The 25,832-nt window shown below is 60.0% G+C and carries 19 protein-coding genes and 1 other RNA gene; 15 read left to right on the top strand and 5 right to left on the bottom strand.

The window, feature by feature from the left end; translation table 11 throughout:
* The first annotated feature begins 152 nt into the window (after positions 1-152).
* From ADM64_RS05755 to recR, 8 genes are all read left to right on the top strand, one after another.
* Positions 153-1,337 (top strand): IS256-like element IS3503 family transposase, encoded by a 1,185-nt coding sequence (locus ADM64_RS05755; RefSeq protein WP_049193114.1) that lies wholly within the window; start codon positions 153-155, stop codon positions 1,335-1,337.
* Positions 1,338-1,569: 232 nt separating this feature from the next.
* Positions 1,570-1,664, top strand: an RNA gene (ffs, locus tag ADM64_RS10685) — signal recognition particle sRNA small type.
* Between the two features lie 317 nt (positions 1,665-1,981).
* Positions 1,982-3,451 carry a SulP family inorganic anion transporter gene (locus ADM64_RS05750; protein WP_049193472.1) on the top strand — a complete coding sequence of 490 codons (1,470 nt, stop codon included), beginning with the start codon at positions 1,982-1,984 and terminating at the stop codon, positions 3,449-3,451.
* A gap of 125 nt (positions 3,452-3,576) precedes the next feature.
* Positions 3,577-4,848: an aminotransferase class I/II-fold pyridoxal phosphate-dependent enzyme gene (locus ADM64_RS05745; protein WP_193390812.1), complete on the top strand. Its 1,272-nt coding sequence runs from the start codon at positions 3,577-3,579 to the stop codon at positions 4,846-4,848.
* 34 nt (positions 4,849-4,882) lie between these two features.
* Positions 4,883-5,608 (top strand): suppressor of fused domain protein, encoded by a 726-nt coding sequence (locus tag ADM64_RS05740; protein WP_049193468.1) that lies wholly within the window; start codon positions 4,883-4,885, stop codon positions 5,606-5,608.
* A gap of 30 nt (positions 5,609-5,638) precedes the next feature.
* On the top strand, positions 5,639-8,482 hold the full coding sequence (locus ADM64_RS05735) for a DNA polymerase III subunit gamma and tau (protein ID WP_049193467.1): 2,844 nt from the start codon (positions 5,639-5,641) through the stop codon (positions 8,480-8,482).
* 114 nt (positions 8,483-8,596) lie between these two features.
* The gene (locus ADM64_RS05730; protein WP_005511884.1) at positions 8,597-8,920 is read left to right on the top strand and encodes a YbaB/EbfC family nucleoid-associated protein; all 324 of its coding nucleotides are present in this window, start codon (positions 8,597-8,599) and stop codon (positions 8,918-8,920) included.
* Between the two features lie 37 nt (positions 8,921-8,957).
* Positions 8,958-9,584: a recombination mediator RecR gene (recR, locus tag ADM64_RS05725; RefSeq protein WP_038627355.1), complete on the top strand. Its 627-nt coding sequence runs from the start codon at positions 8,958-8,960 to the stop codon at positions 9,582-9,584.
* 56 nt (positions 9,585-9,640) lie between these two features.
* On the opposite strand, the gene ADM64_RS05720 is transcribed toward recR, so the two are convergent.
* Entirely contained in the window at positions 9,641-10,453 is an 813-nt protein-coding gene (locus tag ADM64_RS05720; RefSeq protein ID WP_049193465.1) for a type 1 glutamine amidotransferase, read from the bottom strand.
* Positions 10,454-11,863: a MurT ligase domain-containing protein gene (locus tag ADM64_RS05715; protein WP_224783813.1), complete on the bottom strand. Its 1,410-nt coding sequence runs from the start codon at positions 11,861-11,863 to the stop codon at positions 10,454-10,456.
* Between the two features lie 289 nt (positions 11,864-12,152).
* Between ADM64_RS05715 and ADM64_RS05710 the strand changes: the two genes are divergently transcribed.
* The 4 genes from ADM64_RS05710 (at position 12,153) to ADM64_RS05695 (ending at position 14,446) form a co-directional block, all read left to right on the top strand.
* Positions 12,153-12,491, top strand: coding sequence for a helix-turn-helix domain-containing protein (locus ADM64_RS05710; RefSeq protein ID WP_049190157.1), 339 nt, complete (start codon positions 12,153-12,155; stop codon positions 12,489-12,491).
* 12 nt (positions 12,492-12,503) lie between these two features.
* Positions 12,504-13,403, top strand: a complete 900-nt coding sequence (locus ADM64_RS05705) for an ImmA/IrrE family metallo-endopeptidase (protein ID WP_049193463.1) — start codon at positions 12,504-12,506, stop codon at positions 13,401-13,403.
* A 75-nt stretch (positions 13,404-13,478) separates the two neighbouring features.
* Entirely contained in the window at positions 13,479-14,003 is a 525-nt protein-coding gene (locus ADM64_RS05700; RefSeq protein ID WP_141737768.1) for a hypothetical protein, read from the top strand.
* Positions 14,000-14,446 carry a DCC1-like thiol-disulfide oxidoreductase family protein gene (locus tag ADM64_RS05695; RefSeq protein ID WP_049190150.1) on the top strand — a complete coding sequence of 149 codons (447 nt, stop codon included), beginning with the start codon at positions 14,000-14,002 and terminating at the stop codon, positions 14,444-14,446. The genes ADM64_RS05700 and ADM64_RS05695 overlap by 4 nt, the downstream gene beginning before the upstream one ends.
* A gap of 59 nt (positions 14,447-14,505) precedes the next feature.
* On the opposite strand, the gene ADM64_RS05690 is transcribed toward ADM64_RS05695, so the two are convergent.
* Complete coding sequence (locus ADM64_RS05690; protein ID WP_080985619.1) at positions 14,506-15,873, bottom strand: exonuclease domain-containing protein; 1,368 nt, start codon at positions 15,871-15,873, stop codon at positions 14,506-14,508.
* 415 nt (positions 15,874-16,288) lie between these two features.
* Between ADM64_RS05690 and ADM64_RS05685 the strand changes: the two genes are divergently transcribed.
* Complete coding sequence (locus ADM64_RS05685; RefSeq protein WP_049193462.1) at positions 16,289-17,329, top strand: hypothetical protein; 1,041 nt, start codon at positions 16,289-16,291, stop codon at positions 17,327-17,329.
* Positions 17,330-17,463: 134 nt separating this feature from the next.
* Here the strand turns inward: ADM64_RS05685 and leuA are convergent, their stop codons facing one another.
* Positions 17,464-19,281 (bottom strand): 2-isopropylmalate synthase, encoded by a 1,818-nt coding sequence (gene leuA / locus ADM64_RS05680; protein WP_049193461.1) that lies wholly within the window; start codon positions 19,279-19,281, stop codon positions 17,464-17,466.
* Positions 19,282-19,696: 415 nt separating this feature from the next.
* Between leuA and ADM64_RS05675 the strand changes: the two genes are divergently transcribed.
* Together ADM64_RS05675 and ADM64_RS05670 are read left to right on the top strand one after the other, a co-directional pair.
* Positions 19,697-22,330, top strand: a complete 2,634-nt coding sequence (locus tag ADM64_RS05675) for a YhgE/Pip domain-containing protein (RefSeq protein ID WP_080985618.1) — start codon at positions 19,697-19,699, stop codon at positions 22,328-22,330.
* The gene (locus ADM64_RS05670) at positions 22,330-24,672 is read left to right on the top strand and encodes a YhgE/Pip domain-containing protein (protein WP_049193460.1); all 2,343 of its coding nucleotides are present in this window, start codon (positions 22,330-22,332) and stop codon (positions 24,670-24,672) included. Before ADM64_RS05675 ends, ADM64_RS05670 begins: the two co-directional genes overlap by 1 nt.
* Positions 24,673-24,678: 6 nt before the next feature.
* On the opposite strand, the gene ADM64_RS05665 is transcribed toward ADM64_RS05670, so the two are convergent.
* A complete protein-coding gene (locus ADM64_RS05665; protein ID WP_049193458.1) occupies positions 24,679-25,692 on the bottom strand; it encodes a class C sortase in 1,014 nt (337 codons plus the stop codon).
* Positions 25,693-25,832 lie beyond the last annotated feature (140 nt).

Raw genomic sequence — 25,832 nt, 5'->3', positions numbered from 1 at the left:
GGGTTAAGTAAAGAAAAGTGTGTCCGCATGCCACCATAACCCCAGACCACACACCACAAATCACCAAAGAATAGCTCCCCGAAAGCTATTACCCACACCATCCCGCACCTCCGGCCACATTTGTGCTAACCGCACACCGGTTGGATTAAAGGATGACCACCAACCGCCCCAGCTGCCCACTATGCGGCAACAACACAAAGAAAAACGGCACCACCAGCAAATCAACCACCCGTTGGCGCTGCACCCACTGCGGACACTCCTTTACCCGCAACACCCAAACCCACAACAAAAACACCGCCACCATGGCTTTGTTCATCCAATGGGCCACCGGCACCCAATCTCTAACCACCTTCGCCGCACACCATGGCGTAACCAGGCAAACCATGCACCACCGATTCCGATGGTGCTGGTGGATCATCCCCACACCCACCATCGACTCATTCCGCATCCATGACCAAATCTTCCTCGACGCGACCTATCTAAAGTCCGGATGCCTCCTGATCGCAGCCAGTAAAACCCACGTCATCAACTGGACCTGGGCCAGACACGAAACCACCGCCGCCTACACCGAACTCCTACGCCCCATTGCCGCACCACTAATCGCAGTCACAGACGGCGGACAAGGTGCCCAATCAGCCATCCACCACTGCTGGCCAACAACACGCATCCAACGCTGCCTCGTCCACGCCCAACGAACAGTCTGCCGCCACACCACCAGCAACCCCCGCACCGATGCCGGCAAAACCCTCTACCGCCTAGCCCTGAAACTCACTCGCATCACCGACCTTGACCAAGCATCCACATGGGTCGCCCACCTGCACGAATTCGACCACACCTACCGGGAATGGATGAACGAGAAAACCACCATCAAAGACCCCGTTACCGGCGCCTACACCAAGGTCTACACCCACCAACGCGTCCGAGCGGCCTATCAATCATTGCTATCTCTGCACCGCAGAGACCTGCTGTTTACCTACCTGCAACCCCCACCAACAACCATCGACCCCGACAACCTTGCAGCAACAACAAACAGCCTCGAAGGTGGCATCAACGCCCCCATAAAAGAACTAGCCCGCAGACACCGCGGACTATCACTACCGCATCAACGCACAGTGATGGATTGGTGGCTGTATCTACATACAGAAGTCCCTGACGATCCGGTCAAGATCGCCAGGGACCAACGATGGGGTCAAGACGCACTTTCCACAGCAACAGACCTGATCACCCACAACACCACAGCCACTACCAATGACATCGGTGCACCAGCAGAATACGACACCGCCATCGACACCAGCTACCAACACAACCTCGGCATCCAAAAAGGCTGGATCAAATAACCGCAACACGCCCGGAAAAGACACACTTTTCTTTACTTAACCCGGATTTGCAGTATATGCCGGGGGCTGCGGGGAGGCGGGGAACTGTCATGAATGCTGTCATGAATGCTGTCACGAAACTGGTGACGAATCCGTGGTGGCAGCGCGCTGATTAGTGTGGCAGTTCTTCGCTGAACGGTGCGGCGAGCACTAGCAGTGTGACTTTTTGCCTGGGCCTGTAGTAGGCTGTCTTCACGGATCCCATGTGGCGTCCATCTCGTGAACTCCCCCAGGGCAGGAATGCAGCAAGGGTCAGCGAGCTCTGACGGGTGCGTGGGGTCCCCTTTTTTTATCCCCGGCGTTCTTCTGGCACTTATGGCTAGGTTTCGGGCACTTGTCGGCGGTTTCCTGTGACCTATCGATGTTTTTTCGGCACTTATCCCCGCGATATTGGCCAGGCCATTTCACCTATCGATGAGCTATTCACTTATGGCCACGCTGCAGCGCATCGATAGGTGAATACCTTGGCCACAAGTGGTCGCGTTCGCTGGTCTGGAAGAATACTGTGCATGAGCGATGCAGACGACACGCGAGTACCACCACAGACAACACGAGAACCGCTAGAAACACCAGAACCACCCGAAACCCGAGAAACCCCAGCCCCAATGGGCGTGTGGGACTCCTTCCGGTTCGCAGTTTCTTCACCGAAGCGCCTGCGCACCGAGCTGCTGGCCGGCGCGGCGGTGTCGTTCGCGCTAATCCCCGAGGTGATTTCGTTTTCCATCTTGGCGGGCGTGGACCCGGCGGTGGGGCTGTTTAGCTCGGTGATTATGGCTATCGTGATTGCCTTTACGGGTGGCCGCCCGGCCATGATTACTGCTGCCGCTGGTTCGGTTGCGCTCGTCGTCGCGCCGTTGTCGCGGACGTACGGGATGGATTACCTCATTCCAACGGTGCTGCTCGCGGGTGTGTTGCAGATTGCTTTTGCGGCGCTGGGTATCGCTAAGCTGCAGCGTTTCATTCCGCGCGCGGTCATGATTGGCTTTGTCAACGCGCTGGGTATCCTCATTTTCACCGCACAGCTGGAGCATCTCATCGATGTGCCGTGGTTGGTGTATCCGCTGGTCGCTCTGGGCATTGCGATTATGGTGTTCCTGCCCCGCGTGTTCACCGCGATTCCGGCTCCGCTGGTGACTGTGCTCGTCGTCACGCTTGTTGCGGTGGTGGCGGATTGGCGCGTGCCGAACGTGAGCGATATGGGCGAGCTCCCGGAATCCCTCCCGCAGCTGCTGATCCCGAATGTGCCCCTGACCTGGGAGACTCTGCAGCTGATTGCGCCGTATTCGGTGGGCGTGGCGATTGTCGGCATCATGGAATCGCTGATGACGGCGAAGCTCGTGGACGACATCACGGATACGCATTCGGACAAGACCCGCGAGACGTGGGGGCTGGGTGTGGCGAACATCGCGGGCGGTTTCTTCGGCGGTATCGCTGGCTGCGCGATGATTGGTCAGACGATGGTGGGTGTGAAGGAATCGTCGGGACGCACTCGCTTGACGACGCTCTTTTCCGGTGTCTTCCTGCTCATTCTGGTCCTTCTGCTCAGTTCTGCAGTTGGAGTGATTCCGATGGCGGCGCTGGTTGCGGTGATGGTCGTGGTGTCGGTGGACACGGTCGATTGGCGCTCGATCTCCCCTCGGACGTTGCGCCTGATGCCGCGTTCGGAGACGGCGGTGATGCTGGTGACGGTCATCGCTACGCTGGCGACGGATAACCTCGCCATCGGCGTGATTTCGGGTGTGGTCGTGGCGTCGCTGATGTTCGCGCGCCGTGTCGCTCATCTGGTCAGGATTGAAGTGCTTGACGACGATCCCAGCGCCCACTCCCGGACGTACAAGGTGCGGGGTCAGTTGTTCTTCGCCTCCAGTAACGACCTGGTGTACCAATTCGACTACACCGATCCTGCGCAGCGGATTGTCATCGATATGTCGGAGGCTGAGATTTGGGATGCCTCCACGGTGGCGGCGTTAGATTCCGTGAGGGTCAAGTTTGCTGACCGGGGCAAAGAGGTAGAGATTATCGGCTTGGAGGGGCCGAGTAAGCAGCGTCTGGATGCGCTGTCGGGGAAGTTGTAGAAATCCCAATCCGGGGTATGCCTTACACTTGGTTGCAAAGCCGGATGCGGCGCGGGGAAAAGGTTTTCCGTGCCAGGTTTGTCAGGTTTTAACTTATGTCCGATACCTGGGAGGGTGCGTACACCATGGCCGTGGATTCCTTTGATGTTCAGCAGTTGGCGGCACACAAGGATGAGTTTGCGAAGGCATATGAGGAACTGAAGTCCCGTAACCTCGCACTGAATTTGACTCGTGGCAAGCCGTCGTCGGAGCAGCTTGATTTCGCGAATGCCCTGCTGGGTCTCCCGGCGCCGGATTACATTTCGGTTTCTGGGGAGGACGTCCGCAATTACGGCAACGCCAAGGGTATTACTGATATCCGCGCTATCTGGGCGGAACTGATGGATCTGCCGGTGGAAAACGTCCTGGCACAGGATGCTTCCAGCCTGAACATCCAGTTTGACCTGATTTCGTGGGCCATGCAGTTCGGCAACGTCGACTCGGAACGCCCGTGGAACGAGGAGCCGGTGCTTAAGTGGCTGTGCCCGGTTCCGGGGTATGACCGTCACTTTTCCATTACGCAGCACTTCGGCATTGAGATGATCCAGGTGCCGCTGAACGAAGACGGTCCGGATATGGATGTCGTGGAGAAGCTGGTTGCCTCTGACCCGCAGATTAAGGGCATGTGGAATGTCCCGATGTTCTCGAACCCGACGGGCGTGACCTACAGCGCTGAGGTCTGCCGCCGTCTGGTTGAAATGGAGACCGCCGCTCCGGATTTCCGTCTGATGTGGGATAACGCCTACATGGTTCACACGCTGACGGATGAGTTCCCGGAGATTCACAACGTCATTAAGTGGGCGGAAGAGGCCGGTAACCCGAACCGCGTGTGGGCATTCGGCTCGACCTCGAAGATTACCTTCGCAGGCGCTGGTATTGCTTTCTACGCTTCCTCGGACGCCAACTTGGAGGATTACCTCAAGCACGCTGGTATCCGCGGCATTGGCCCGAACAAGGTCAACCAGTTGGCTCACGCCAAGTTCTTCGGTGACGCGGAGGGCGTGCGTGAGCAGATGCGTCGTCATGCAGGTTCGCTGGCTCCGAAGTTTGAGAAGGTTCTGCAGATTCTGGATGAGCGCCTGTCGGAGTACGGCGTGGCAGAGTGGTCGAAGCCGACCGGCGGTTACTTCATCAACCTCGACGTGGTCGATGGCACTGCTCGTCGCGTGGTGGAGCTGGCCAAGGAGGCCGGCATTGCGCTGACCGGTTCTGGTTCTTCCTTCCCGCTGAAGCAGGATCCGAATAATCGCAATATCCGCCTGGCACCGTCGCTGCCTCCGATGGAGGAGCTCGAGGTTGCTATGGATGGCGTCGCTACCTGTGTGCTGCTCGCCGCCGCTGAGAAGGCGACTGCGTAGGTTAAGCAGGCCAGGTAGGTCGGGATAGGACTATATGAACTTCGAAGAGACGAAGTTTTGGATCTCCGGGCTTTTCCCCGGAGAACCCCAGGTCAGCGAGTATGTGACGGAGCTGCCGGGCAGTGGTCGGCACGGGCAGGAACACGATTCGGCTCCGCTTCGGGTCGCTGAGTTCTCGCTTTACGACGGGCCGGACGGCCAAGCGAACGAGCGTCGTCCGGAAACGGCAGCCGCCACCGTGGAGTTGGGCCGCAACTACTGTGGCCTGACCGGCGCAGCAAAGACGGATATCCGCGTGGAGCTCTTCTCCGTCGCATACGCTGATTTTCCCGTGGCCACCATGGTCGCGGCCGCGGGAGCGCTGGTGGAGGAAGAGCCGGAGTTCCTGTCGCCAATTCCGGGCCGTGTTATTCCGAATGCGGTGCGGCTGGCTGCCGATCAGGTGGCCGAGGTAGGGGAGTCGTCGTCAAGCACTGCCTTTACCGTGGCGCACGTGCTGTGCACGGTGCCGTATGTGTGGAGCGACGGGGTGCCGAATGTGTCCGAGATGCCGGGCAAGATCAGCCTGCATGAGGGCGATGTGGAGTCGCCGCAGGGGCGCATGACCACGATGACGCAGCTGGTGCCAATTACGGATGCGGAGCTGGTGTTTTATGAGCAGCAGGGTCCGCAGGCGCTGATGCAGAAGTTGGCCGAAGTGGACGCTGACCTGCGGGATTGGTGCCGCGAGTCGGTTGTTGCCCAGGAGGGTTCGAACTAGCCGGTCCGGGGTGGAAGGTAGGCTGAGCACGTGGCTCTGTATAGGAAGTATCGTCCGGCATCGTTCGCCGAAGTGGTGGGGCAGCGGCACGTAACTGACCCGCTGTCGGCGGCGTTGGAATCTCGTGATGCGCAGGGGCGTCCCAACCGCATTAACCATGCGTATTTGTTCTCCGGGCCGCGTGGCTGTGGCAAGACTTCGTCGGCGCGCATTATGGCGCGCAGTTTGAACTGTGCGGAGGGGCCGACGGCGACACCGTGTGGCCAGTGTGCGTCGTGTCGTGCGTTGGCGCCGGGTGGTCCGGGCAATTTGGACGTTATTGAGCTGGACGCGGCTTCCCACAACGGTGTGGAAGATATGCGTGAGCTGCGGGAAAAGGCTATCTTCCAGCCGGCGGAGTCGCGCTACCGCATCTTCATTATTGACGAGGCGCATATGATTACCGCCTCGGGTTTCAATGCGCTGTTGAAGATTGTGGAGGAGCCGCCGGAGCATCTCATCTTCATTTTTGCGACCACGGAGCCGGAGCGTGTGCTGCCGACGATTCGCTCGCGTACACACCACTATCCGTTCCGGCTTTTGACCCCGCCGGATATGCGCGGGCTGCTTGAGCGTGTGGTCACGGCCGAGGGTGTGCGGGTAGAGCCGGACGTGTATCCGCTGGTCATCCAGGCCGGTGGCGGTTCGCCGCGTGACTCGCTGTCGGTTATGGATCAGCTCATTGCTGGTTCCGGCACCGATGGTGTGGATTATGAGACTTCTGCGGCCATTCTCGGTGTCACTGACAGCGTAATCATCACGGATGCGATTGAGGCGCTGGCGGCAGGCGATCGCGCGGCCATGTTTAGCGTGGTCGGGCGTGTGATTATGTCGGGCCAGGATCCGGCTCGGTTTGCCTCGGATCTGCTTGGCCGAGTGCGTGATTTGCTGGTGCTGTCCGCAGTGCCGAACGCGCTGGAGCAGGGGCTTGTAGAGATTCCGGAGAGCCAAATCGCCGGCGTCCTGGAGCAGTCCGGGACAATTCCCCCGGCTACCCTGACGCGCTTCACGCAGGTGCTCTCTGACGGCCTGCGTCACTTCCGCGGCGTGACTTCGCCGCGTCTGCTGCTCGAGGTCCTGTGCGCGCGCATGCTCCTGCCCGCCACCGAAGACTCCGTGGAGTCGCTGCTGCAGCGCGTAGAGGCGTTGGAACACGGCAGGCCCGCGCTTGCCGACGGCTCGGGGGCCGCAACCCCCGCATCGGCACCGGTGTCTTCCGATGCGGGGCCGGGGTCGGGTGCGGCTGAGGCCGATGCTTCGCCGATGCAGTCTGGCCAGTCGGCTCGTGAGGCATGGCGCCAGCGGAATGCCCAGCGTAAGAAGGGTGCGCAGACCCAGGGCAGTCGTGCTGGGCAGGCAGCGCCAGCGCAGACACCGTCGCAGCCTCAGTCCCAGCCTGAACCTGTTCAGCAGCAGCCTGCACCAGCGGCAGCGGCACCGGTGTCGCAGGAGTCGGTGACTGAGCCGCAGCCTGCACCAGAAGCACCTACTGCGACCGCTGAACAGCCTGAACAGCCTGAACAGCCTACGCAGGCCGAATCAGTTGAACAGCCTCAGCAGGCCGAACAACCGCAGCAGTCTGAACCGGCTGAGCAGCCGATGTCCGAGGAAGAAGCTCAGGCGGAGAAGATTCGTGAGTTCCGTCGGAAGATGGCGGAGCATGCCCGCATCAGCGAGCAGCAGACTCGGGCGCAGCTTGCGCAGGAGCGTGAGCAGCAAACCCGCGAGCGTGAGGGGGAAGGCGGCTCGATGTCGATTGTCGAGGAAGAGCCAGTTGTCTCTGCCTCGACAGCTCACTCTGAACAGCCAACTCAGGCCCCACAGCCGGAGCAACCAGCACAGCCGGAGCCCGAACCTGCACCCGCCGGTATCGAGCAAATCCGCGAGCACTGGCAGGACATCCTTGCGGCTGTCGACGGACAGCATGCGTTCCCCATTCGCGTGCTGGCCGAGCAGGCGGTACCGCTCGATGTCGAAAACGACACGCTCGTCATTGGACACAGCACAGGAGCGCTCGCTACCAGGCTCAATACGCCTGATTACGCTCAGGCACTGTCCGCTGCAGTGAAGCAGGTGACGGGCTTCAACGGCCAGGTGCACTGTGTCGTCGGTACGCGCCCGCGCGCACCGCGTTCAACAGCTACTAATGGTGGTTCCGGGGAGGATGATTCGTCGTCAAGAGGTTCGTCCTCGCCGAACGACACCGCCCCTGCACCGACACCAGCAGCACCAGCGCAACCAGAGACATCTGAGCAGCAGGTACAGCAGCCGCAGCCAGGCCCGCAGCGGTCGTCGGCATACGCATCCGTTGTTGAGCGCCGTGCCAAAATCGAAGCCGCCAAGCGTGCTGCGATGGGACAGCAGGCAGGCCACGACCAGCCGGCACAGCCACATCAGCCAAGCCAACCAAGCCAGCCAGCTCAACCGAACCCGAACCCGGCCCAGCAACAACCGCAGCAGCCAAATCAGCCGCAGTCATTCCTGCGCGCGGCCCAGGCCAATGCACAGGCAAACGCCCAGGCCCAGGCCAATCAGGATTCGGGCTTCGGCGGCGTCCCGCTGCCACCAGAGCCGATGGAGGAGTTCGCTCCACCAGAGGGCGCAGAGGGCACAGAGAGCTACAGTTCGCGCAACCCGTCCAACTACAACTCCAACGCCAACACCAACTACAACCCGGTTCCCCAAACCCCGCAGGACAACAACTACGAAGAGGACACCTCCGAGTATTTCGAGGCCGCGAACGAGGTCGGGTCTCTCGATCACCGCTCGCTAAAGGACGTGGTCATGGAGATGCTGGAAAAGGAGCTGGGAGCCAAACCGCTGGAAGACCGCTAGAGCCGTTAGAATGGGGCGGCGATGCGCGTCGTAAAGCATGGGCGATGAGCCTTAGAAGCGTGCGCGTAACTACAAATCAGCACGTAAAGATCACAATAGTTAGGAACATTAATTATGACTCAGCCAGATATGAACGCAATTCTGCAGCAGGCACAGCAGATGCAGGCGCAGCTGCAGGCAGCACAGCAGGAGATCGTCGCTTCCACCATCGTCGGTGAGGCCGGTGGCGGTCTGGTCAAGGTGACTATGCAGGGCTCGGGCGAGGTCACGGACATCGCCATTGATCCGAAGGTCGTAGACCCGGAGGATGTCGACGGGCTGCAGGACCTGGTCCTCGCTGCTTTCCAGGACGCTACCGCTAAGGTGCAGTCGCTGGCAGAGCAGAAGATGGGCCCGCTGTCCCAGGGCTTCGACGGTCTCGGTGGCCTCGGTTTCTAAATTAGCTTTTCAGACCAGTAATTGTAGGTAATTATCATTGTTCGAGGGACCACTCCAAGATCTCATTGATGAGTTCTCGCGCCTGCCGGGCATCGGCCCGAAGTCAGCTCAGCGTATCGCTTTCTACTTGATGAAGGCGGAGCCGGAGGACATCGGGCGACTCCAATCCGCGCTGGGGCGGGTGCGCGAGGGTGTGCAATTCTGCCGGGTCTGCGGCAACATCTCGGAAAGCGACGTGTGCCAGTACTGCTCGGACACACGCCGCGACCGTGGTCTGGTGTGCGTCGTTGAAGAGGCGCGCGATATCCAGGCCATCGAGCGCACGGGGGAGTACAACGGTCGCTACCACGTGCTCGGCGGGGCGCTCGATCCGCTCGGCGGCATCGGTCCGAACGAGCTCAATATCCGCACGCTGCTGCAACGTATCGCCGGCGTGCTTGACGACGTCGACGAGACCGAGCCCCCCGAAATCCACGAGGTCATCATCGCGACTGACCCCAACACCGAGGGCGAAGCAACCGCGACCTATTTGGCCCGGCTGCTCCGGGACTTCCCGGATCTCGAGGTCACTCGGTTGGCCTCCGGCATGCCGCTCGGCGGTGACTTGGAGTTCGTCGATGAACTCACCTTGTCCCGCGCGCTGACGGGCCGGCTGAAGGTCTAGGCCCGCCAACCGGCCGCTGACCAGTCAGCTCGGCCGGTCGCGCGAAACCACAAAAACTAGCGCTCGCTCTTCGGACGCGGCTTGGACAGGATGCGCTCTTCGCGCAGCTTATCCACGACCTCAAGGTCCAGAGGAGCCAGGCTCGACAGGTCCTGGTCGGTCGCGCGGGCCAGCAAAAGATCAGCCAGCTGCGGATTGCGAGCCAACACAGGTCCGTGCAGGTAGGTACAGATAATCGAGCCCTGCACCGCGCCCTCGACGCCACCGGCGGGGTTAAGTGCAGCAACGTCTACTCCCGGAGCAATCCCGGAGTCCGCCTGCTCCACTTCCGGGCCAGAGTTGCCCACGCCACGGACAACCCGACCAAGCGGCTTCGCATCGGTACCCAAGGTCGTGCGACCCATGTGGTTTTCGAAGCCAGTCAGCGGGCTGGCGTCGACGTCGTCAAGCAAACCGTTCGTGGGATCGATGAGCGTGCAGATTTCGCCGATTGCGCGCGTGGGCAGCGAATCGGTGGTGCAGTCGACAAGACCGAGACCTGCGACATCGCGTCCGCCCGCGCGGAAAGAATTTCCGAAAATCTGGAAGCCCGCGCAAATCGCGAGGATCTGCTTGCCGGCATCGGCTGCCTTCTTAATACCGCCGTCGTTGATCAGGTGCTCCACCGCGATGGTCTGCGCGACGTCCTCGCCGCCGCCGACGGTGTAAATGTCCAGGTTGGTGGGGACGGAATCGCCCAGCTTGATCGGGACGATCTCGGCGTCAATCCCACGCATCCGCGCGCGTTGTCGCAGCACCAGCGCATTTCCATCATCGCCGTAGGTGCCCAGCACGTCCGGGAGGATCAGACCGATAGACAGCTCGCTCATTTACTTTTCCTCCTGTGCTCGTTCGATGTCGCGCTTCAGATCGCGGAAGGCGGTGTAGTTCGCCAGCACCTCAACTCGGGTGACGCTTGACGACGACCCCCGCGCCTCACACGACCGGATCGCCTGCAGCGGATTTGCGACCAACCTCGCATCAATGCCCGCATACAGCAACCGCACCGCGAGGTCAGTTCCGCGTTCGCCCGCGGATAACACATCCATGCCGTCGAAGTCTTCGAAGCGGACATCCCATAGCCAGGACAGGTCCTCGCCGTCGGCGACGTGACCGTTGACCGCGATGACCACTGCATCCGCAGTGCGATCGACCATGGACAGCGCCTCTTGCCAGCCGGCTGGGTTCTTGGCCAGCAGCATGCGCACGTGCTTCTCGGCGCCCTTGTCATCCCGCACAACCATGGTGGAGTAGCGGCCTGCAACGTTGTCGACGGTCTCGGTGGCCCGGAGGGATTTCTCCAGGTCCGCGCCCATATCGACAGCGCCCGCGATTGCCAAGGTGGCGTTGCCGCGGTTGGCGTTGCCCGGCAGCGTGAGGTTCATCGGCAGGGTGTCGCCGGCCGGCGTGATGACTCCCTCCGCAGTGATGCGGTAGTCCGGCTCTGGCCGCTTGAACTCCGAGCCGTCCGGGAGTGGCTTCACGGCGTACCAGTTGTGGCCGTCCTGGATGATGGGGCCGCCGGTACGCGGGGAAGAGGTGGCATCGTTGGTCCAGCCACCGCCCGCGGAGACCCAAATAACCTTCTTGGCGTCCCAGGCAGCCGACGCGATGAGTGGGTCGTCGCAGTTGGCGATGACCGTCGCCTGCGGGTTCGCATCCACCGCAGCACGGAGTGTGGCCTCAATCTTGTTGATCTCGCCGACGCGGTCGAGCTGGTCGCGGGAAAGGTTCAGCAGCACCAGGACCTGCGGTTTCAGATCCTCTGCGATGTGCGGGACGTGTAGCTCATCGACCTCCAGGACCAGGCTGTCCGCATCGGGAGTGGCGAGCAGCGCGGAGATAATACCCGCGTCCATGTTGTCGCCGCCTTCGTTGGTGGCCACGTTGTGGCCAGCGGCGCGCATGGCGGCCGCGAACATACGGGTGGTGGTGGACTTGCCGTTGGTGCCAGTGATGATCGCGGCCGGGCGTCCCTTGCCGAGGGAAGCCAGAATGCGCGGGTCAATCTTCTGCGCAATTAGGCCACCAATCATGCCACCCGCGCCGCGACCGGACTTCCGGGAGGCCCAGGTGGCGGCGTGAGCGGCGGATGTGGCGAGGCCGGCGCGCAGGCGGGCGCCGGTGCCGCGCAGGCCACGAGAACTATTCGAGTCGCGGGAGCCACTCGAAGCAGTACCGTGCGGGCTGGCATCCGCGCTATCAGCGGAATGCGATTGCGGAGAGGTGCCATTTGTCATGTGTGTAAATATTACGCGCACGAAAGGGCTAGGCCTAAGAAGCAGGCCTGTGAGGCCTGATGGGATTTGTGGGAGGTCTCCCTGCGGAGCCTTGAAATCTGAACTTTGAGGTGATTGCGATCATGTTGATCTTCGGGGATTAGGCGGTCATGCGGCGGAAGAGAGGAAGGAGATTACCGAGGTGAGAAAGCGTATTTGAGGAATCGAATTCAAGCACTGAATCAAAGAATTATTGTTTTGATTCATGTGTTGCCCTATACTGTCCACTAGCAGATAAGGGGGAAGAGGTATGGCTAATACAGAAAGCAACTTCTTCGGCGCGCGCTTGCATCAGTTGCGCACAAATCGTGGCATGACCACACGTGATTTGGCTGACGCCACCGATGGTGTGGTGTCGCAATCTGCAGTCAGTCGCCTGGAAAATGGCAAGGCGACTTACTCACTTGAGCAGGTTATGGCGCTTGCGTGGGCTCTTGGCGTGCCGTTGGATGAACTTGTGGAGGAAAACCCGGTCAGCCAGCGTGTGCAGGCCGTGGCCCGCACTTCACAGGATGGCGCGAGTGTTAAGGGAGCGCGGGAGATGCTTTTGCCTTACCTGCAGCTTCGAGTGCTGCTAACTCAAAATTAAGGAGGGTTCCCCATGTGCAGTGCGAGCAAGGAGGGGCTCGACCTTGCTATAGAGTTCCGCAAGAAGCACACCCTAGGAAATGATCCAATCGCCGACATCGCTGGCTTTATGCAGTTGGTTAATGCAGATTTTATGATTCTGGATTTACCAGCCAATGTTGATGCACTTGCTTTGCGTGACCCCGTGACGGGAGCGACAGTCATTGGAATTGCGAAGTCATCCGTTCCTTACCGTCAGCGGTTTACCGTTGCGCATGAAATTGGGCATTTTGTTTCCAATGATTTCGAGTCCTCGAAAATCGTTGCAGATGATGAGCACTCTGAGCCTGGAATATACGCCTGTGGCAAGCGTGATTATCAGGAAGTTCGTGCTGATGCCTTCGCTCGTAATGTGCTCTGCCCAACTGATGGGTTGAAAACAGACCAGAACCTCGGCGAGCTTATCGGTGGAGGTGACGTCCTTGCTGCGTTGTCCCATGTCGTTCGCAAGTATCAAATTTCGCCGCGAGTCGCACTTATTCAGATGAGGCGCGCAGACCTCATTAGCGAAGGGCAATCGGAAGAACTGAAAGGTGTATCAGCTCCCACGCTGGCTGCCCGGTATGGCTGGAAAGCTGACTATGACCGCGCGGTAAAGGTCTCCGAACTAGTGCAACCATCAGCGCGGTTGGTGAAAGACGTATATCGCGCTTACGAACAGGGGATAGTCGACCTTCCCAGCATTGCTTTTGCTGAAATGAGCAGTGTCGATGAGGTGAAGGAGCTGATAAGTGCATCGCAGTCACAGTTACCGCCATTGAGGCATGATGCGAATGTGCAGAATCAGGATGCGGCTGACACGGAAGCAGATCCCTTCGCGGAACTAGACGCTTTCTTCGGCGATGGTCCCGATAGTTTAGAAAGCGCCCAATAAACGATGGCTGGTTACCTCCTAATAGCTGATACAAGCGTACTTCTTAATTTCGTATGTTCGAAGAATCACCAGTATTTGCTCGACTTCGCAGGCAAGAAGACCATCAGCATTCCAGGAGCAGTCAAAAATGAAGTCGAACGCAAATTGGATAAACGGCGCTTCAACTGCGGAAAGAGACACTGGGATTGGTTTCTGGGGCACCCGAATGTCGAAGTTCTCGACGATGACCACAAAAAACTTTATCCCTATGTTCGCCTCTATTCTGGTCCTGGCTATACCTTTCAAGGGGGCAAAGCTAAACACCTGGGAGAGTACATCGCTATCGCCCATTGTCTTTATGCGAAAGATCAGGGTAAGGGCGTAGCCACTGCGCTCATCATGGATGATGGTGATGCCTGTGAGCTAGCGCGGAAGCAAGAAGCTGGATACATTTTCAATACCGAGCACGTGCTACTGCAATGCGTGAAGTCGGGCTCTATTGGGTCGCGCGGGCAAGCCAAGGAAATTTGGGAAGACCTCCAGAAATTTGATGTCCTAGTCAATTTTGAGCACACCAAACTTAATGGCAAGAGTCTGTATAAAAAGGCCGCCGAAAAATGATGAACCCTGACATCACTTTCTACTACGACCGCGATTGTGGGTTCTGCGAGGCAAGCGTGACCCTTCTGGCCAAACTCAGTGGTGTCCGCATGATTGGTGCTAGTCCCGAAGACCAGTCCTTGCCAGAGGAAGTTCGTCAACACATCTCAGCTGAGGCGGTCGCCATGCTTCCAACCCCGGCGGTCGCCACAATCCCAGCCGAAGCAGCAGTCGGTGAACCTGGTGCTAAGAGCGGCCGAGAATTTCGGTACGGCCACGAGGCGATAGGTATCGCCTTGCGTGAGGGCGGCACCAAGGCACTATTCCGATGTGCGGGCACATTCCTGCTCTTCCCGCCACTGACAAAACTGTGGAGCTTTATCTATAAGGTTGTCGCTTCCAACCGTCACAGAATCAGCGCGGTCCTGGGGCTTAACGCCTGCAAACTAGACTCCACAAGATGACTATCCGGCAGGCCCGTTGCCCCAGTGCCACTGCAATTACCCAATGAGCAGCCACCGAGTCAGCCGTTAGCCTCGTCCTTCACAGCGGCCGGCGACATCTCTCCGACCAGTCGCAAGAATGCCTCATCGGAAACGATCGGAATGTCCTTCCGGTGGGCATGCATGGCCTTGCCCGTCAGTTGATCCGGAGTCACATCCGCAGGTCGGTTACACACCAGCACCGATGACTCTCGCGTGACCTTCTCCGAGTAGGCCAGCCCAGCCCGCACTCCCGCCTCAATCAGCTCATCCGGGTCCAGCGACACCTCTGGCGCCACGACGAACTCCATGCCCTCCGCGAGCTTCCGCCCCGGCGTATAGCGGCCGGGGTTCTCCACGGGGCGCGGCGCCTCCATCGCGTCGACACGCACTGCCGAGCGCTGCAGGCCCACAATGTCTTCGCGCAGCTGGTCGGGCGTGTACATGTTCACGGTTGCGCCCGCATCGAGCCCGCCCTGTGCGCGGAACAGCGCAAGCGTGGTGGTGACGTCATCCAACGTCCGCACTCGCTCCGGCACCGAGATGCCAGCAATCGATGCCTCGGGCGAAGGCACATCGAGGCCATAGGCGCGCGCGACGGCGCGCAGGCGTGCGTCGTCAAGCCGTTTGCCCTGGCGGCGCGCCGTTTCCAACGTATCGGCAATCCGTGCGGGCGCCGGAATTCTCGCGACGCGAGTGCGCGTACGACGACGCCCCCGCTTATTCCGCGCGGATCGCTCACGATTCGCTTGACGACGGGCCCTCTTGGCCTCGGCAACTATAAAACCCCAGACCAGCGGCGCATTATGAGCAACCAACGTGCGCCCATCGAGCGCGTGCGCGAGCTTGGCCTGGATCACCCCGAATTTCGGTGCCCCCTCGAAGTCCGCGGGCTCGAGGCCGTGGAGGTGTGTCGGGCCGGGATCTTCGGTGGGATTGATGACGACATGCCAGGTGTCCACGATGTTGCCGCTGCTGTCGGCGGTGGATACTCCCAGACTGACCAGCCGAGACGTCTTGGGGTGGATGCCCGTGGCCTGGATGGACACGATTGCGTAAGGAGCTTCCTCCGCCGACGAGAACTGCTTGTGCTCGTCAGCGGCCTTTGTTGCGGCGGTCTCGGCTGTGGCCGGTGTGGGTGTGGCTGTGGCCGGTGTGCCAGCGGTACTCGCGCCGGTTGCGATTGCGCCGGTAATAGCCGCGCTGGTCGTGGCCGCGTCGGTGGTGGTTGAGGCCGGCGTAGCTGCGTTGGTCGTGGCTGCGTCCGTTGTGGTGGAAGCCGGTGCTGTTGGTGGTGTTTTCGCGCCCGCTGCCGACGCGCGTTGAGAACGGCGACGATTCCGCCGCCGCCTCTTCGTCTGAGAAGAGGTCCCAGTCGCTTTGCGCTCCTCGCGCGCCGATTCAGTCATGCCTCAAGACTAGCGGGTGCGCTCACCCGCGGAGAAAGTGACTAGGTTTATGACACTTTGAGCACAAATTTTGCCACGAAAGTGTCATAAACCTAGTCAGTAACTTGGGCACTAGCTCGGCCTCAAGCTCAGAAGGACCGTGGGGCACGGTCACACGGGTCCCGTAAACCACGCAAACTACAAAAACCACGCAAGCCCCAATAGTTTTTCCCCCGACTGGGTGCTCAGCCGAAAAGGAATGGAACCGCGAGGGCAATTTCCGCGCCTTATTAAATAGGGGCCACAAAACAGTGCCACAAGCCAAGGCCACAAATAGCGCCACAAATAGAGCCACAAAACAGTGCCACAAAAATAGGGACGAAATAACTACCACGGGGCAACAGCCACAGGACAACAACCACGGGGCGGGGGAGAAATGGTCAACAAGAAACGCAAGCAACTGGTGGCGGACCAGTTTGGAATCATTAGGCCAGATGACCAGCCGGGGAATGGATACCGCGAGGTCGCAAGGCAAGCGCGGGCCGGTTATCTGGAGCGGCTTTGCCGAGGTCACTATGTAGTCGCGCACGCCTGGGAGGGGCTCCACCGCGAGAAACGCCTGGCTATTACTGCTTTGGCGGTGGTCTCCGAGACGTCGTCAGGCGTTATTTCGGGAGCTGCAGCGCTGGCCTTGCACGGTTCGTGGGTGCTGGTGCGCGATGCGAAGATTGTGGTCGTGGGCGGGAGTCAGGAGTTCCACGGCATCGACTATTGCATGCGCCTGCGCTCGGAGATCCATCTGGATCACACGCAGGGGCTCGCGGACCGGCGGGTCGCGGTGCTCGCGCGTGCGGCCTTCGATGAGTGTCGCGTCCGGTTCAGGCAGAAGGGGCCGGAGTCCGTGTCGTGGCGGGCGGCGGTGTTGGCTGTCGAAGGTGCGCTGCGGCATGGCGCCACGCGCGATCAGCTTGAGGAGCTCCCGGTGCATTATCCCAGCGTGCGGGGTCAAGAGCTGTTTCACCGTGCGCTCGCGGTCTGTCACGGTCGCTGCGAAACGGCCGGTGAGGCGCTGACTAAAGCCGCTCTTCTCGAGCTCGGACTGAAGTTCCACGAGCAAGCCGAAATCTGGACTCGCGGCACCAGCCACGATCCGCCGCACTTTCTCGCCCGCGTGGATTTTTATATCCCTGACCTGCTGCTTGTCGTGGAGTTCGATGGCCACATCAAGTATTCGGCAAGCGAGGTCGCGCCGACGCCTGCGGCTCAGTCCGAGCTGCTCACGCGGGAGACCTACCGCGAGCGTTCGCTGCGCGCAACGGGGCTGGATGTCGCGCGGGTGGTGTGGAAAGAGGTGGAATTGCACGCAGTTCGCTTATCGACGCTCCGTTCAATCCTCATCGAGCGCGAACGCGTGGTAGCCGCAGGTGGGGTGACTTTCCGTGCGGATGTGCGCAATGCTGGCCCGTTGATTGGGTAGTTGGGTAATTGGGTAGTGGGGCCGAGGGACCGCTGGATAGTTTGCCCCAAAAAGAAAGTGACTAGGTTTATGACACTTTGAGCACAAATTTTGCCACGAAAGTGTCATAAACCTAGTCAGTAACTATGTGGAGTTTAAGCCAGTGCGCGGTTGACCGCGCTGGTGACTGCCTTCAGCGATGCGTAGGTGATGGAACCAGCGATGCCGGAGCCCCAGACCTTGGTGCCGTTGACATCTGCGAGGACGTAGGCCGCAGCCTCGGCATCGTCACCTGCGGTGCGAGCGTGCTGGACGTATTCCTGAACCTCGACGTTGATGCCGAGCTTCTCCAGGGCGTTGGCGTAAGCGGCCAGCGGGCCGTTGCCGACACCCTCAACGGTCTGCTCCTTGCCCTCGTAGACGATGTGAGCCTTGATCTTGGTGGCGTCCGACTCGTTCTGAGGGGCATCGACAGTCAGGGCAATCTGCTCGAGTGGAGCCTCGCGGTCCAGGTACTCACCTGCGAAGATGTCCCAAATCGCCTTGGAGTTGACCTCGCCGCCCTCGGCGTCGGTGACTGCCTGCACGACGGAGGAGAACTCGACCTGCATGGAGCGCGGCAGGTTCATGCCGTGGTCCGTCTTCATGATGTAGGCCACGCCGCCCTTGCCGGACTGGGAGTTCACGCGAATAACGGCCTCGTAAGAACGACCGACGTCCTTCGGGTCGATGGGCAGGTAAGGAACTTCCCAGGTCACCGCGCGCAGGTCCTCGTCGGAAAGCTCCTTGACGGCAGCGCCCGGGCGGACCTTGTCTGCCATTGCGTCGAGGCCCTTGTTCACGGCGTCCTGGTGGGAACCGGAGAAAGCGGTGAAGACCAGGTCGCCGCCGTACGGGTGGCGCTCCGGAACGCGCAGCTGGTTGCAGTACTCGACGGTGCGGCGGATCATATCGATGTCGGAAAAGTCGATTTGCGGGTCGACTCCCTGGGTCAGCATGTTCAGGCCCAGGGTGACCAGGCAGACGTTACCGGTGCGCTCGCCGTTGCCGAAGAGGCAGCCCTCGATGCGGTCAGCGCCGGCCATGTAGCCGAGCTCAGCGGTGGCGATGCCGGTGCCGCGGTCGTTGTGCGGGTGCAGCGACAGAATGATGGAGTCGCGGCGGTTGAGGTTGCGGTGCATCCACTCGATGGAGTCTGCGTAGACGTTCGGAGTGATCATCTCCACGGTCGACGGCAGGTTGATGATGATTGGGTTGTCCGGAGTCGGGTCGATGACATCAACCACGGCGTCGACAACTTCCTTGGCGTACTCAACCTCGGTGCCGGTGTAGGACTCCGGCGAGTACTCCCAGCGCCAGTTGGTGTCCGGGTAGTCCTTCGCGATGGTCTTAATCAGCTCCGCGGCGTCGGTGGCAATCTTCTTGATTGCGTCCTTGTCCTTACGGAACACAACATCGCGCTGCAGGATCGAGGTGGAGTTGTAGAAGTGAACGATGACGTTCTTTGCGCCGGCACATGCCTCGAAGGTGCGGCGGATCAGGTGCTCGCGAGCCTGAACCAGAACCTGGATGGTGACATCGTCCGGGATCATGTTCTTCTCAATGATCTCGCGCACGAAGTTGTAGTCAGTCTGGGAAGCGGACGGGAATCCGACCTCAATTTCCTTGTATCCCATCTGGACCAGCAGCTCGAACATGCGGCGCTTGCGCTCCGGGCTCATCGGATCAATCAGTGCCTGGTTGCCGTCGCGCAGGTCGACGGCACACCAAACCGGTGCCTTGGTAATGCGCTTGTCCGGCCAGGTGCGGTCCTTCAGCTGGAAGTCCTGAACTTCCTGGTCGTAAGGCAGGTAGCGGTTGGTTGCCATCTGGGAGTTGCGCTGCTTATTCCAAGCAGGCTGCCCTTCCGGAATCTCGCCAGCAGGAGTGGAGATTACAGAAGGAGCGGAAATAAAAGCGTCGGAAGGAGACATGTTGTGGGCCTTTCTAATTCGGACTTTTCTTGTAGGCCGGCACAACTAACCCCGCGACGGGGAGCCGGCCTTAAACCCAAGCCCCGCCGCGGCATAGAAGCAGTAGTCCGCGTTGCATGTGATGTACCTTACCCCTTTGTTTATATGATTTTCATCATTCGGGGGTTTTAGTGGGGGAAATATGCGCGGGTTTCTGTGTCAAAAGGGTTCTGCGCCGTGGGGCTCCGTGCAGTGAAAGGCGTTGCCGACGGCCCGCACCCAACTCACCCCGCCCCCAGTGCGCGCACTCACCCCGCCCCCAGTGCGCCCACTCATCCCGCCCAGCTCAGCCATCCACTCAACTCATCCCGCCCATCGATAGTTCTAAAGCTAGGACCAATGTATTTAGCGGGGTAAAGATGATAGCGTCCTTAAGGTGCAAACTAGCTGGTCTATTCTGAAGCGAGACTTGCGCCGTCTCCGCAATAGCCCAAGAGTGTGGGTGATTATCATCGGCGTGATGATTACCCCTGCCTTGTATTCCTGGTTCAACATCCCGGGCTTCTGGGATCCGTATGAGCACACCGAGAACATCGGCGTGGCAATTGTGAATGAGGACAAGGGCGCGAGTTCCTCGGTTACCGGAAGTCTCAATATCGGTAACCAGGTGGTCAAACAACTAAAAGAAAATCATGAACTGGGCTGGCAGTTCCCCGATGCCGAGAAGGCAGACCGAGATCTAAAGCGCGGCAAGGTCTATGCCGAAATCACCATTCCGCCGAATTTCTCGCAGGAAATGGTCGATCTGATCCAAGGGCAGGGGCATCCAGCAAAACTGACCTACCGCGCTAACCAGAAGATCAACGCAATCTCGCCGCACATCACGGCGCAGGGCGCGTCCGGCATTGATGGCCAGATCTCCGCGTCCTTTAATAAGGAGATCGCGAAGGCGGTCACCGAGCAGGTCAAGGAAGCTGGCGATCTGCTGCAGGGTCGGTTCGATGCGGCCCGTCTCAATTCCGCTGATGCTTTCCAGGATGTTGCTGATGCGGTTGCCAATAGCCGCGATGAAGTCGGCGCTATCCAGGAGCAGATTGGCGATCTGCAGCCGACGATTGCGCAGATTAAGAAGACTCTTGGCAGCGTAGATACGGCCCTCGACGATGCCCAGGATGCGTTGACGCAGGTGCAGGCGATTACTGGTGAGCTCAACAACGAGGTCCTGAATTTCTCCGCGGATCTCAACGACGCCTACCTACAGGGCAGTACCGCCCTGGTAGAGGGCACCGGTAACGCCAATGCCGCGATTGGCGCGATGACCGGCAATCTGCAGGGCGCAATTTCCCGTTCGGATTCCGCGACGGCTGCGGCGGAGGACATCGTCAACCAGGCGGATCAGGTCATTGGTGGGCTGAACTCGCTGCTGGATGCCAGCCCGCTCAACGGCCCGGATAAACAGGCAATCCAGCGCACAATCGATGCGCTCGACGAGAGCAACGCCACCAATAAAGAGCTGGTGGAGGGCCTGAAGAATGTCTCCGGCTCGGCGCAGGGAACTCTCGACTCCCTCAACGCCACCAGCGAGGCGTTGGCGCAGGCCACTAAGGACGGCAAGGCTGCCTCGGATCAGATCCGCCAGGCGTCCAAGGACGCACTCCCGCAGTTGAGCAGGGCCCTTAATCAGCTCAACGCGCGCGTGGGTTCGTACGCGGCGGCGCTTGGCGCGCAAAAGGACACCGTCCGGGAAACGTCCGCGCTTCTCGACGCTACGAGTGGGCAGCTTTCCGCTGCGACTCAGGTCCTCGAGAGCTTCAAGGCTGACCTTGATGGCGTACGCGATGGCCTGGAAACCGCGCGTCTCGATGTTCTTACCCTGGGTACCACCGAAGAGCGCGAAGCCATGAACATGGTCAATGACCTCGACCCCGAGGGAATTTCGCAGTTCCTGAGCGATCCGGCCGAGATCCAGACTGAGGCCGTGTTCCCGGTGGATCACTACGGCTCGGGTATGGCGGCGCTGTTTACCAACCTGTCGTTGTGGATTGGTGCGTTCATTCTGATTGTGATTTTCCGCGTGGAAGTCGACGCGGAAGGTTTCAAGGAAATCACGGTGGGCCAGGCGTACATGGGCCGCACATTGCTGCTGGGCATCATCGCTACTTTCCAGGCGCTGATTGTCTCTATCGGTGACATCGTCATTGGTGTGCAGCATGTCAGCGCGGTTGCGTTCGTCCTCACCTGTGTCGTGGTGGAGTTGTGTTATCTCGCCATTATTTACAGTTTGGTGGCGGCGTTTGGCCACGTGGGACGTGGTATTGCCGTAGTGCTCGCGTTTATTCAGATTCCTGGCGCCGCCGGTCTCTATCCAATTGAGATGACCCCGGACTTCTTCCAGGCGCTGAATCCGTTCTTGCCGTTGACCTACGGCATTGATGCTCTCCGCGAGACCATTGGTGGTTTCTACTCGAATTACTACCTGAAGAACATGCTCACCTTGATGGCCATGGCAGTGGTCGCCTACGTGGTCGGTTACTGGCTGCGCCGCAGCCTGTCCTCGGTCAATGTCTTGGTTAACCACCAGCTTGAAGAGGGCGGACTGGTCAACAACGAAGAAGTCCACCTGGTCGGTAGCGGATACAAGCTCAGTGACCTCGTCTTTGCGCTGCGTAACCGCGAGGAGTACCAATCGCGAGTCGACGAGCGGATGGAGAATCTGCGTGGCAGCTACACGCTGTTCATGCGCATGGCCATTGGCATCGCCGTGGCCGCCCTGGTGGTGCTGGGTATTTTGGCCCGTAACTACCCGGATCAGAAGGCCCTGTTCTTCGGTCTGGCTTGCCTGTTTGTGCTGCTCTGCCTCGCCTACATCGCGGTGCGCGAGTACGTCAAGCAGTCTGTGATTCACGCCCAGGAGCTCAGCGAGATGTCGGAGGAGGAGCTGCGCGCCTACATGGAGCACCAAACTTCCCATCCGCATGCGTACTCGCTGGAAAATGCTGGTGATTCGTTTGAGCCACAGGCGAAGGTGTCGTCGGCAAGCGTGAAGACTTCCCCAGAAGGTGAAGCCTAATGAGAAACGTTCTTGAAATTGTGCGGAATGACTTTCGGGTGATCCGCCAGAACACGATGACCGGCATCATGGTTTTCGGCCTGGTGCTGATTCCGCTGCTGTTCACCTGCTTTAACGTGCTGGCCAGCTGGGAGCCGTTTGAGAACACCGAAAAGCTGAAGATTGCGGTCGCCAGTAATGACCGTGGTCATCGCACGGATATCGGTGCGATTGACGTCAACTTGGGCAATGAGGTGCTGTCGAAGCTGAGCCGTAATCACGACATCGACTGGCAGATTACGGATTCTGAGGACGCCATCGACGGCACTAAGTCCGGTGACTACTACGCGGCAATCGTGCTTCCGGAGAACTTCAGTACCGAACTGATGACCTTCTACGTCCGGGGCACCAAGGCGCCTAAGCTGACGCTCTATACGAATGAGAAGAAGAACGCGCTTTCGTCAATCATTACGAGTAAGGGCGCGAGTGGCGTTATTCAGGAGATTGACAAGAACTTCACGCAGGTCGTCGCCAGTGTTGGGCTGGGCGCGATCACCTCGCTGGATGAGTACCTGAACACCTCGGACTCCAAGCAGGCACTGACGCGCGTGCAAAACCGCGTTGATGACACCGCCGCGCGGCTGCGCTCCGGTGCGCAGACTGCTCGTTCGCTGTCTACGCTGGTGGAGACCACCGTGCCGCTGGTGGAGACCGCGGATTCCATTTTGGAAAACGCTGGTGCGCGGATGGACATTCTGCGCAATGGTTCGGGTGACGGCAACGTCGCAGGCGATCTGGAAGCCGCGGTCGGCAATGTTCGCGACTCGGTTAGCACGGCGCTCGACGCAACGCAGTCGAGCTACGAAGGCGTGCGCGACCGCGTCAACGAGCTTGTCGACGGCACCCAGGCCACCAGCGGCGCGACCGCAGATACCTTTGACGCGATGGCGGCCAAATTCGGCCAGCAGGCCGATGGCCTGACTGCGATGCGCGACCGCCTGGAGGACACCGTTGGGGCAGTGGTTCCGGGTGTCGCTAAGCCGGGCTATGACCGCGCGATTTCCGATCTGAACACCTCGATTGCTCGCACCCGTGGGCTGCAGGAGAGTTTCTCCGCCGTGGCGGCGGATTTGCGCGGTGGCCGGGATACGGGATCGTCGATAAGCCAGGCGAAGGACGCTTTCACGGCTGCGATTGCCGCTGTGGAAAATGCCAAAAACTCCTACGAGCAGAACCTGCGCCCGCAGATCGACGCACTGTCGGAGCCGGTGTCGCGTCTGAGCAACGACATCGAGGTCATTGGCGAGGACATTCGCGGCATCCGCGGTACGATTTCCGGCTCGCCGGTGGATACGCTTCGTAAGACCAGCGCCGCCACGATGGGTCTGAGCACCCGCTTTGATGATTTGGCCGCTCGCTTCGACGAGATTCACAACGCGCTGGAAGAGGCGAAGGACACCGGTGACCTCTCGCGAATTGCTGAGGCCGTCGGTGATGACCCAAGTGCCCTGGCAGCGCAGTTGGCCGCGCCGGTGCAGGTCGAGGAGGACCCCGTCTTCCCAGTCCAGAGCTTCGGTGCGGGTATGGCGCCGTTCTATGCGACCCTCGCGCTGTGGATCGGTGCGCTGCTGTCGTCGGTGCTGATCCGCACCACGGTCCGTAGCCGCGGCGGTCAGAAGGTCGGCGATGAGGTCGGTGCTGATGAGGTCGAAGCTGCGGTCGATGAGGCGCAGAGCGATGAGGCGCTCGATGATGCGCAGAGCGATGCAGCCGCTGAGGTCGGCGATGATGCTGACGCTGAGGCCGAGAAGTCCAGCGACCAGCAAATCAACGCTGCCCAGACCGATGACTACACCCGCGCCGAGAAGTACTTCGGCCGGTTCGCCACCTTCGCCACCGTTGGCCTAGTTCAGGCCACGCTGATGGTGTTGGGACTCCAGGTGTACGTGGGCATCGATCCCGCACACCGATTCCTGATGCTGCTGGCCGGCTGGATCATCTCGCTGGTGTTCATGATGATCGTCTTCTCGTTCGTCTTCACCTTCGACAATGCCGGCAAGGCCATCTGCGTGCTGTTGCTGGTGATGCAGGTCTCGGCTGCAGGTGGCGCGTATCCGCTGCCTCTGGTGCCGCAGTGGGTCCAGAACATTAGCCCGTGGCTGCCGGGTACCTACGCGATTGACATGTTCCGCAGCTCCATCGCCGGTATCTACGAGGCCGACTACTGGAAGCTGATGTTCATGTTGGCGCTGTTCATCATCCCGTCGCTGATCCTGGCACTGGGCCTCCAGCGCATCTTTGAAAAGGGAATCAACGACATCAAGGACGCAATCGGGGAGACGAAGGTGATGGCCACCTCGTAAGGGGGCCTAATCCTCCGCCTCGTCGCTCTCGCGCTCGGCCTCCGGTTCGCTCTTGCCGTCGCGCGAGAGCTTCCGCAGCCACCAAATCAGCAGCGCAATAATCACCGCCGCTGCTGCCAGGATGGCCCACATCCACCACTGCCACTGCGAACCGCTGCCGTCGAACACGGATTCCTCGTCAGGATCCATCGGCACCTGGTGCCCCGTCACCAGCAGGCGGTGCGTGTTAATGCCGTAAGGCGTGCACGTAATCAGGGTGATTAGGTCTTCTCCGGGGACGCGTCGTAAAGCATCGGTTTCATCCGGCTTTACGACGGCTACGTCGTGGACCTCATACTTCAACTTATGACCCGCGACTGCGATGTAGAACGCGTCGCCCTTTTTGACCTTGTCGAGGTTGTCCCACAGCGTCGCATTTTGCAGACCCGTATGCGCCGACAGCGACGCGTGGCGACCTTCACCCTCGCCCACGCCGCCGACCGGGAAGTCGGTGCCGTAGAGGTGACCGACCCCGCGCGAAAGCGATTTTTCCGAAGTGCCGTGGAAAATGGGCAGGTCAGAGTTGATGGACGGGATGACGATGCGGCCGAGCGCGTCGGTCTCGCCAAGCACGTCGAGGTAGTGACGATAGCGCTGGTACTCCGGGGAAGACTCGTCATCGGAGGTGGTCCAGGCGTCGCCGGGATTGACCTCGCCGAGGCTGGCGTTGTACTCGTGGGCCTCGTTCCAGGCGGTGTCCAAGACCTCAGGAGGAGCGGATTTCTCCAGCTTGGAGTACTCATCTGCGGCGCGGGCCTGCAGGAAATTGTTCCACTGCGTTGCGACAACCGGGTACAGCAGCACTCCCAAACCACCAATGATCAACAGCAGGGCGATGATGGTGTTCGAGTTGAGCTTCTTGCCTTTTTGGGGCTTTGCTTGGGTTTTGGATGCGGCGCTGGCGTTAGTATCGTTTGCGCGTTCGGACTTCCGCTTAGATGTCGGTTTAGATGCCCGCTTGGAATGGGAATGACGCCCCATCGAATCCTACCTTTGGTGACCTTGTGCATAGCGGCCACGGGGTCTTTCTCACCGGGAATAGTTCCCGGTCAGGGGATAGCCAGGCCGACAAATCGCTAACGACTTAATAAGTGCAAATACCAATGTAGGTGATGCGGCCC

Source organism: Corynebacterium sp. 401_CJEI, assembly GCF_001076435.1.
In the GTDB taxonomy this organism is placed as follows: domain Bacteria; phylum Actinomycetota; class Actinomycetes; order Mycobacteriales; family Mycobacteriaceae; genus Corynebacterium; species Corynebacterium jeikeium_D.
This window is presented reverse-complemented; position numbering and strand designations above follow the sequence as displayed.

Coding starts and splice junctions, on each gene's coding strand:
- ADM64_RS05720 (WP_049193465.1), bottom strand. CDS start 10,453: ATGAGCGAGCTGTCTATCGGTCTGATCCTCCCGGACGTGCTGGGCACC.
- leuA (WP_049193461.1), bottom strand. CDS start 19,281: ATGTCTCCTTCCGACGCTTTTATTTCCGCTCCTTCTGTAATCTCCACT.
- ADM64_RS05750 (WP_049193472.1), top strand. CDS start 1,982: ATGGGCGTGTGGGACTCCTTCCGGTTCGCAGTTTCTTCACCGAAGCGC.
- ADM64_RS05755 (WP_049193114.1), top strand. CDS start 153: ATGACCACCAACCGCCCCAGCTGCCCACTATGCGGCAACAACACAAAG.
- ADM64_RS05695 (WP_049190150.1), top strand. CDS start 14,000: ATGATGAACCCTGACATCACTTTCTACTACGACCGCGATTGTGGGTTC.
- ADM64_RS05705 (WP_049193463.1), top strand. CDS start 12,504: ATGTGCAGTGCGAGCAAGGAGGGGCTCGACCTTGCTATAGAGTTCCGC.
- ADM64_RS05665 (WP_049193458.1), bottom strand. CDS start 25,692: ATGGGGCGTCATTCCCATTCCAAGCGGGCATCTAAACCGACATCTAAG.
- ADM64_RS05690 (WP_080985619.1), bottom strand. CDS start 15,873: ATGACTGAATCGGCGCGCGAGGAGCGCAAAGCGACTGGGACCTCTTCT.
- ADM64_RS05710 (WP_049190157.1), top strand. CDS start 12,153: ATGGCTAATACAGAAAGCAACTTCTTCGGCGCGCGCTTGCATCAGTTG.
- ADM64_RS05740 (WP_049193468.1), top strand. CDS start 4,883: ATGAACTTCGAAGAGACGAAGTTTTGGATCTCCGGGCTTTTCCCCGGA.
- ADM64_RS05715 (WP_224783813.1), bottom strand. CDS start 11,863: ATGACAAATGGCACCTCTCCGCAATCGCATTCCGCTGATAGCGCGGAT.
- ADM64_RS05670 (WP_049193460.1), top strand. CDS start 22,330: ATGAGAAACGTTCTTGAAATTGTGCGGAATGACTTTCGGGTGATCCGC.
- ADM64_RS05685 (WP_049193462.1), top strand. CDS start 16,289: ATGGTCAACAAGAAACGCAAGCAACTGGTGGCGGACCAGTTTGGAATC.
- ADM64_RS05730 (WP_005511884.1), top strand. CDS start 8,597: ATGACTCAGCCAGATATGAACGCAATTCTGCAGCAGGCACAGCAGATG.
- ADM64_RS05745 (WP_193390812.1), top strand. CDS start 3,577: ATGGCCGTGGATTCCTTTGATGTTCAGCAGTTGGCGGCACACAAGGAT.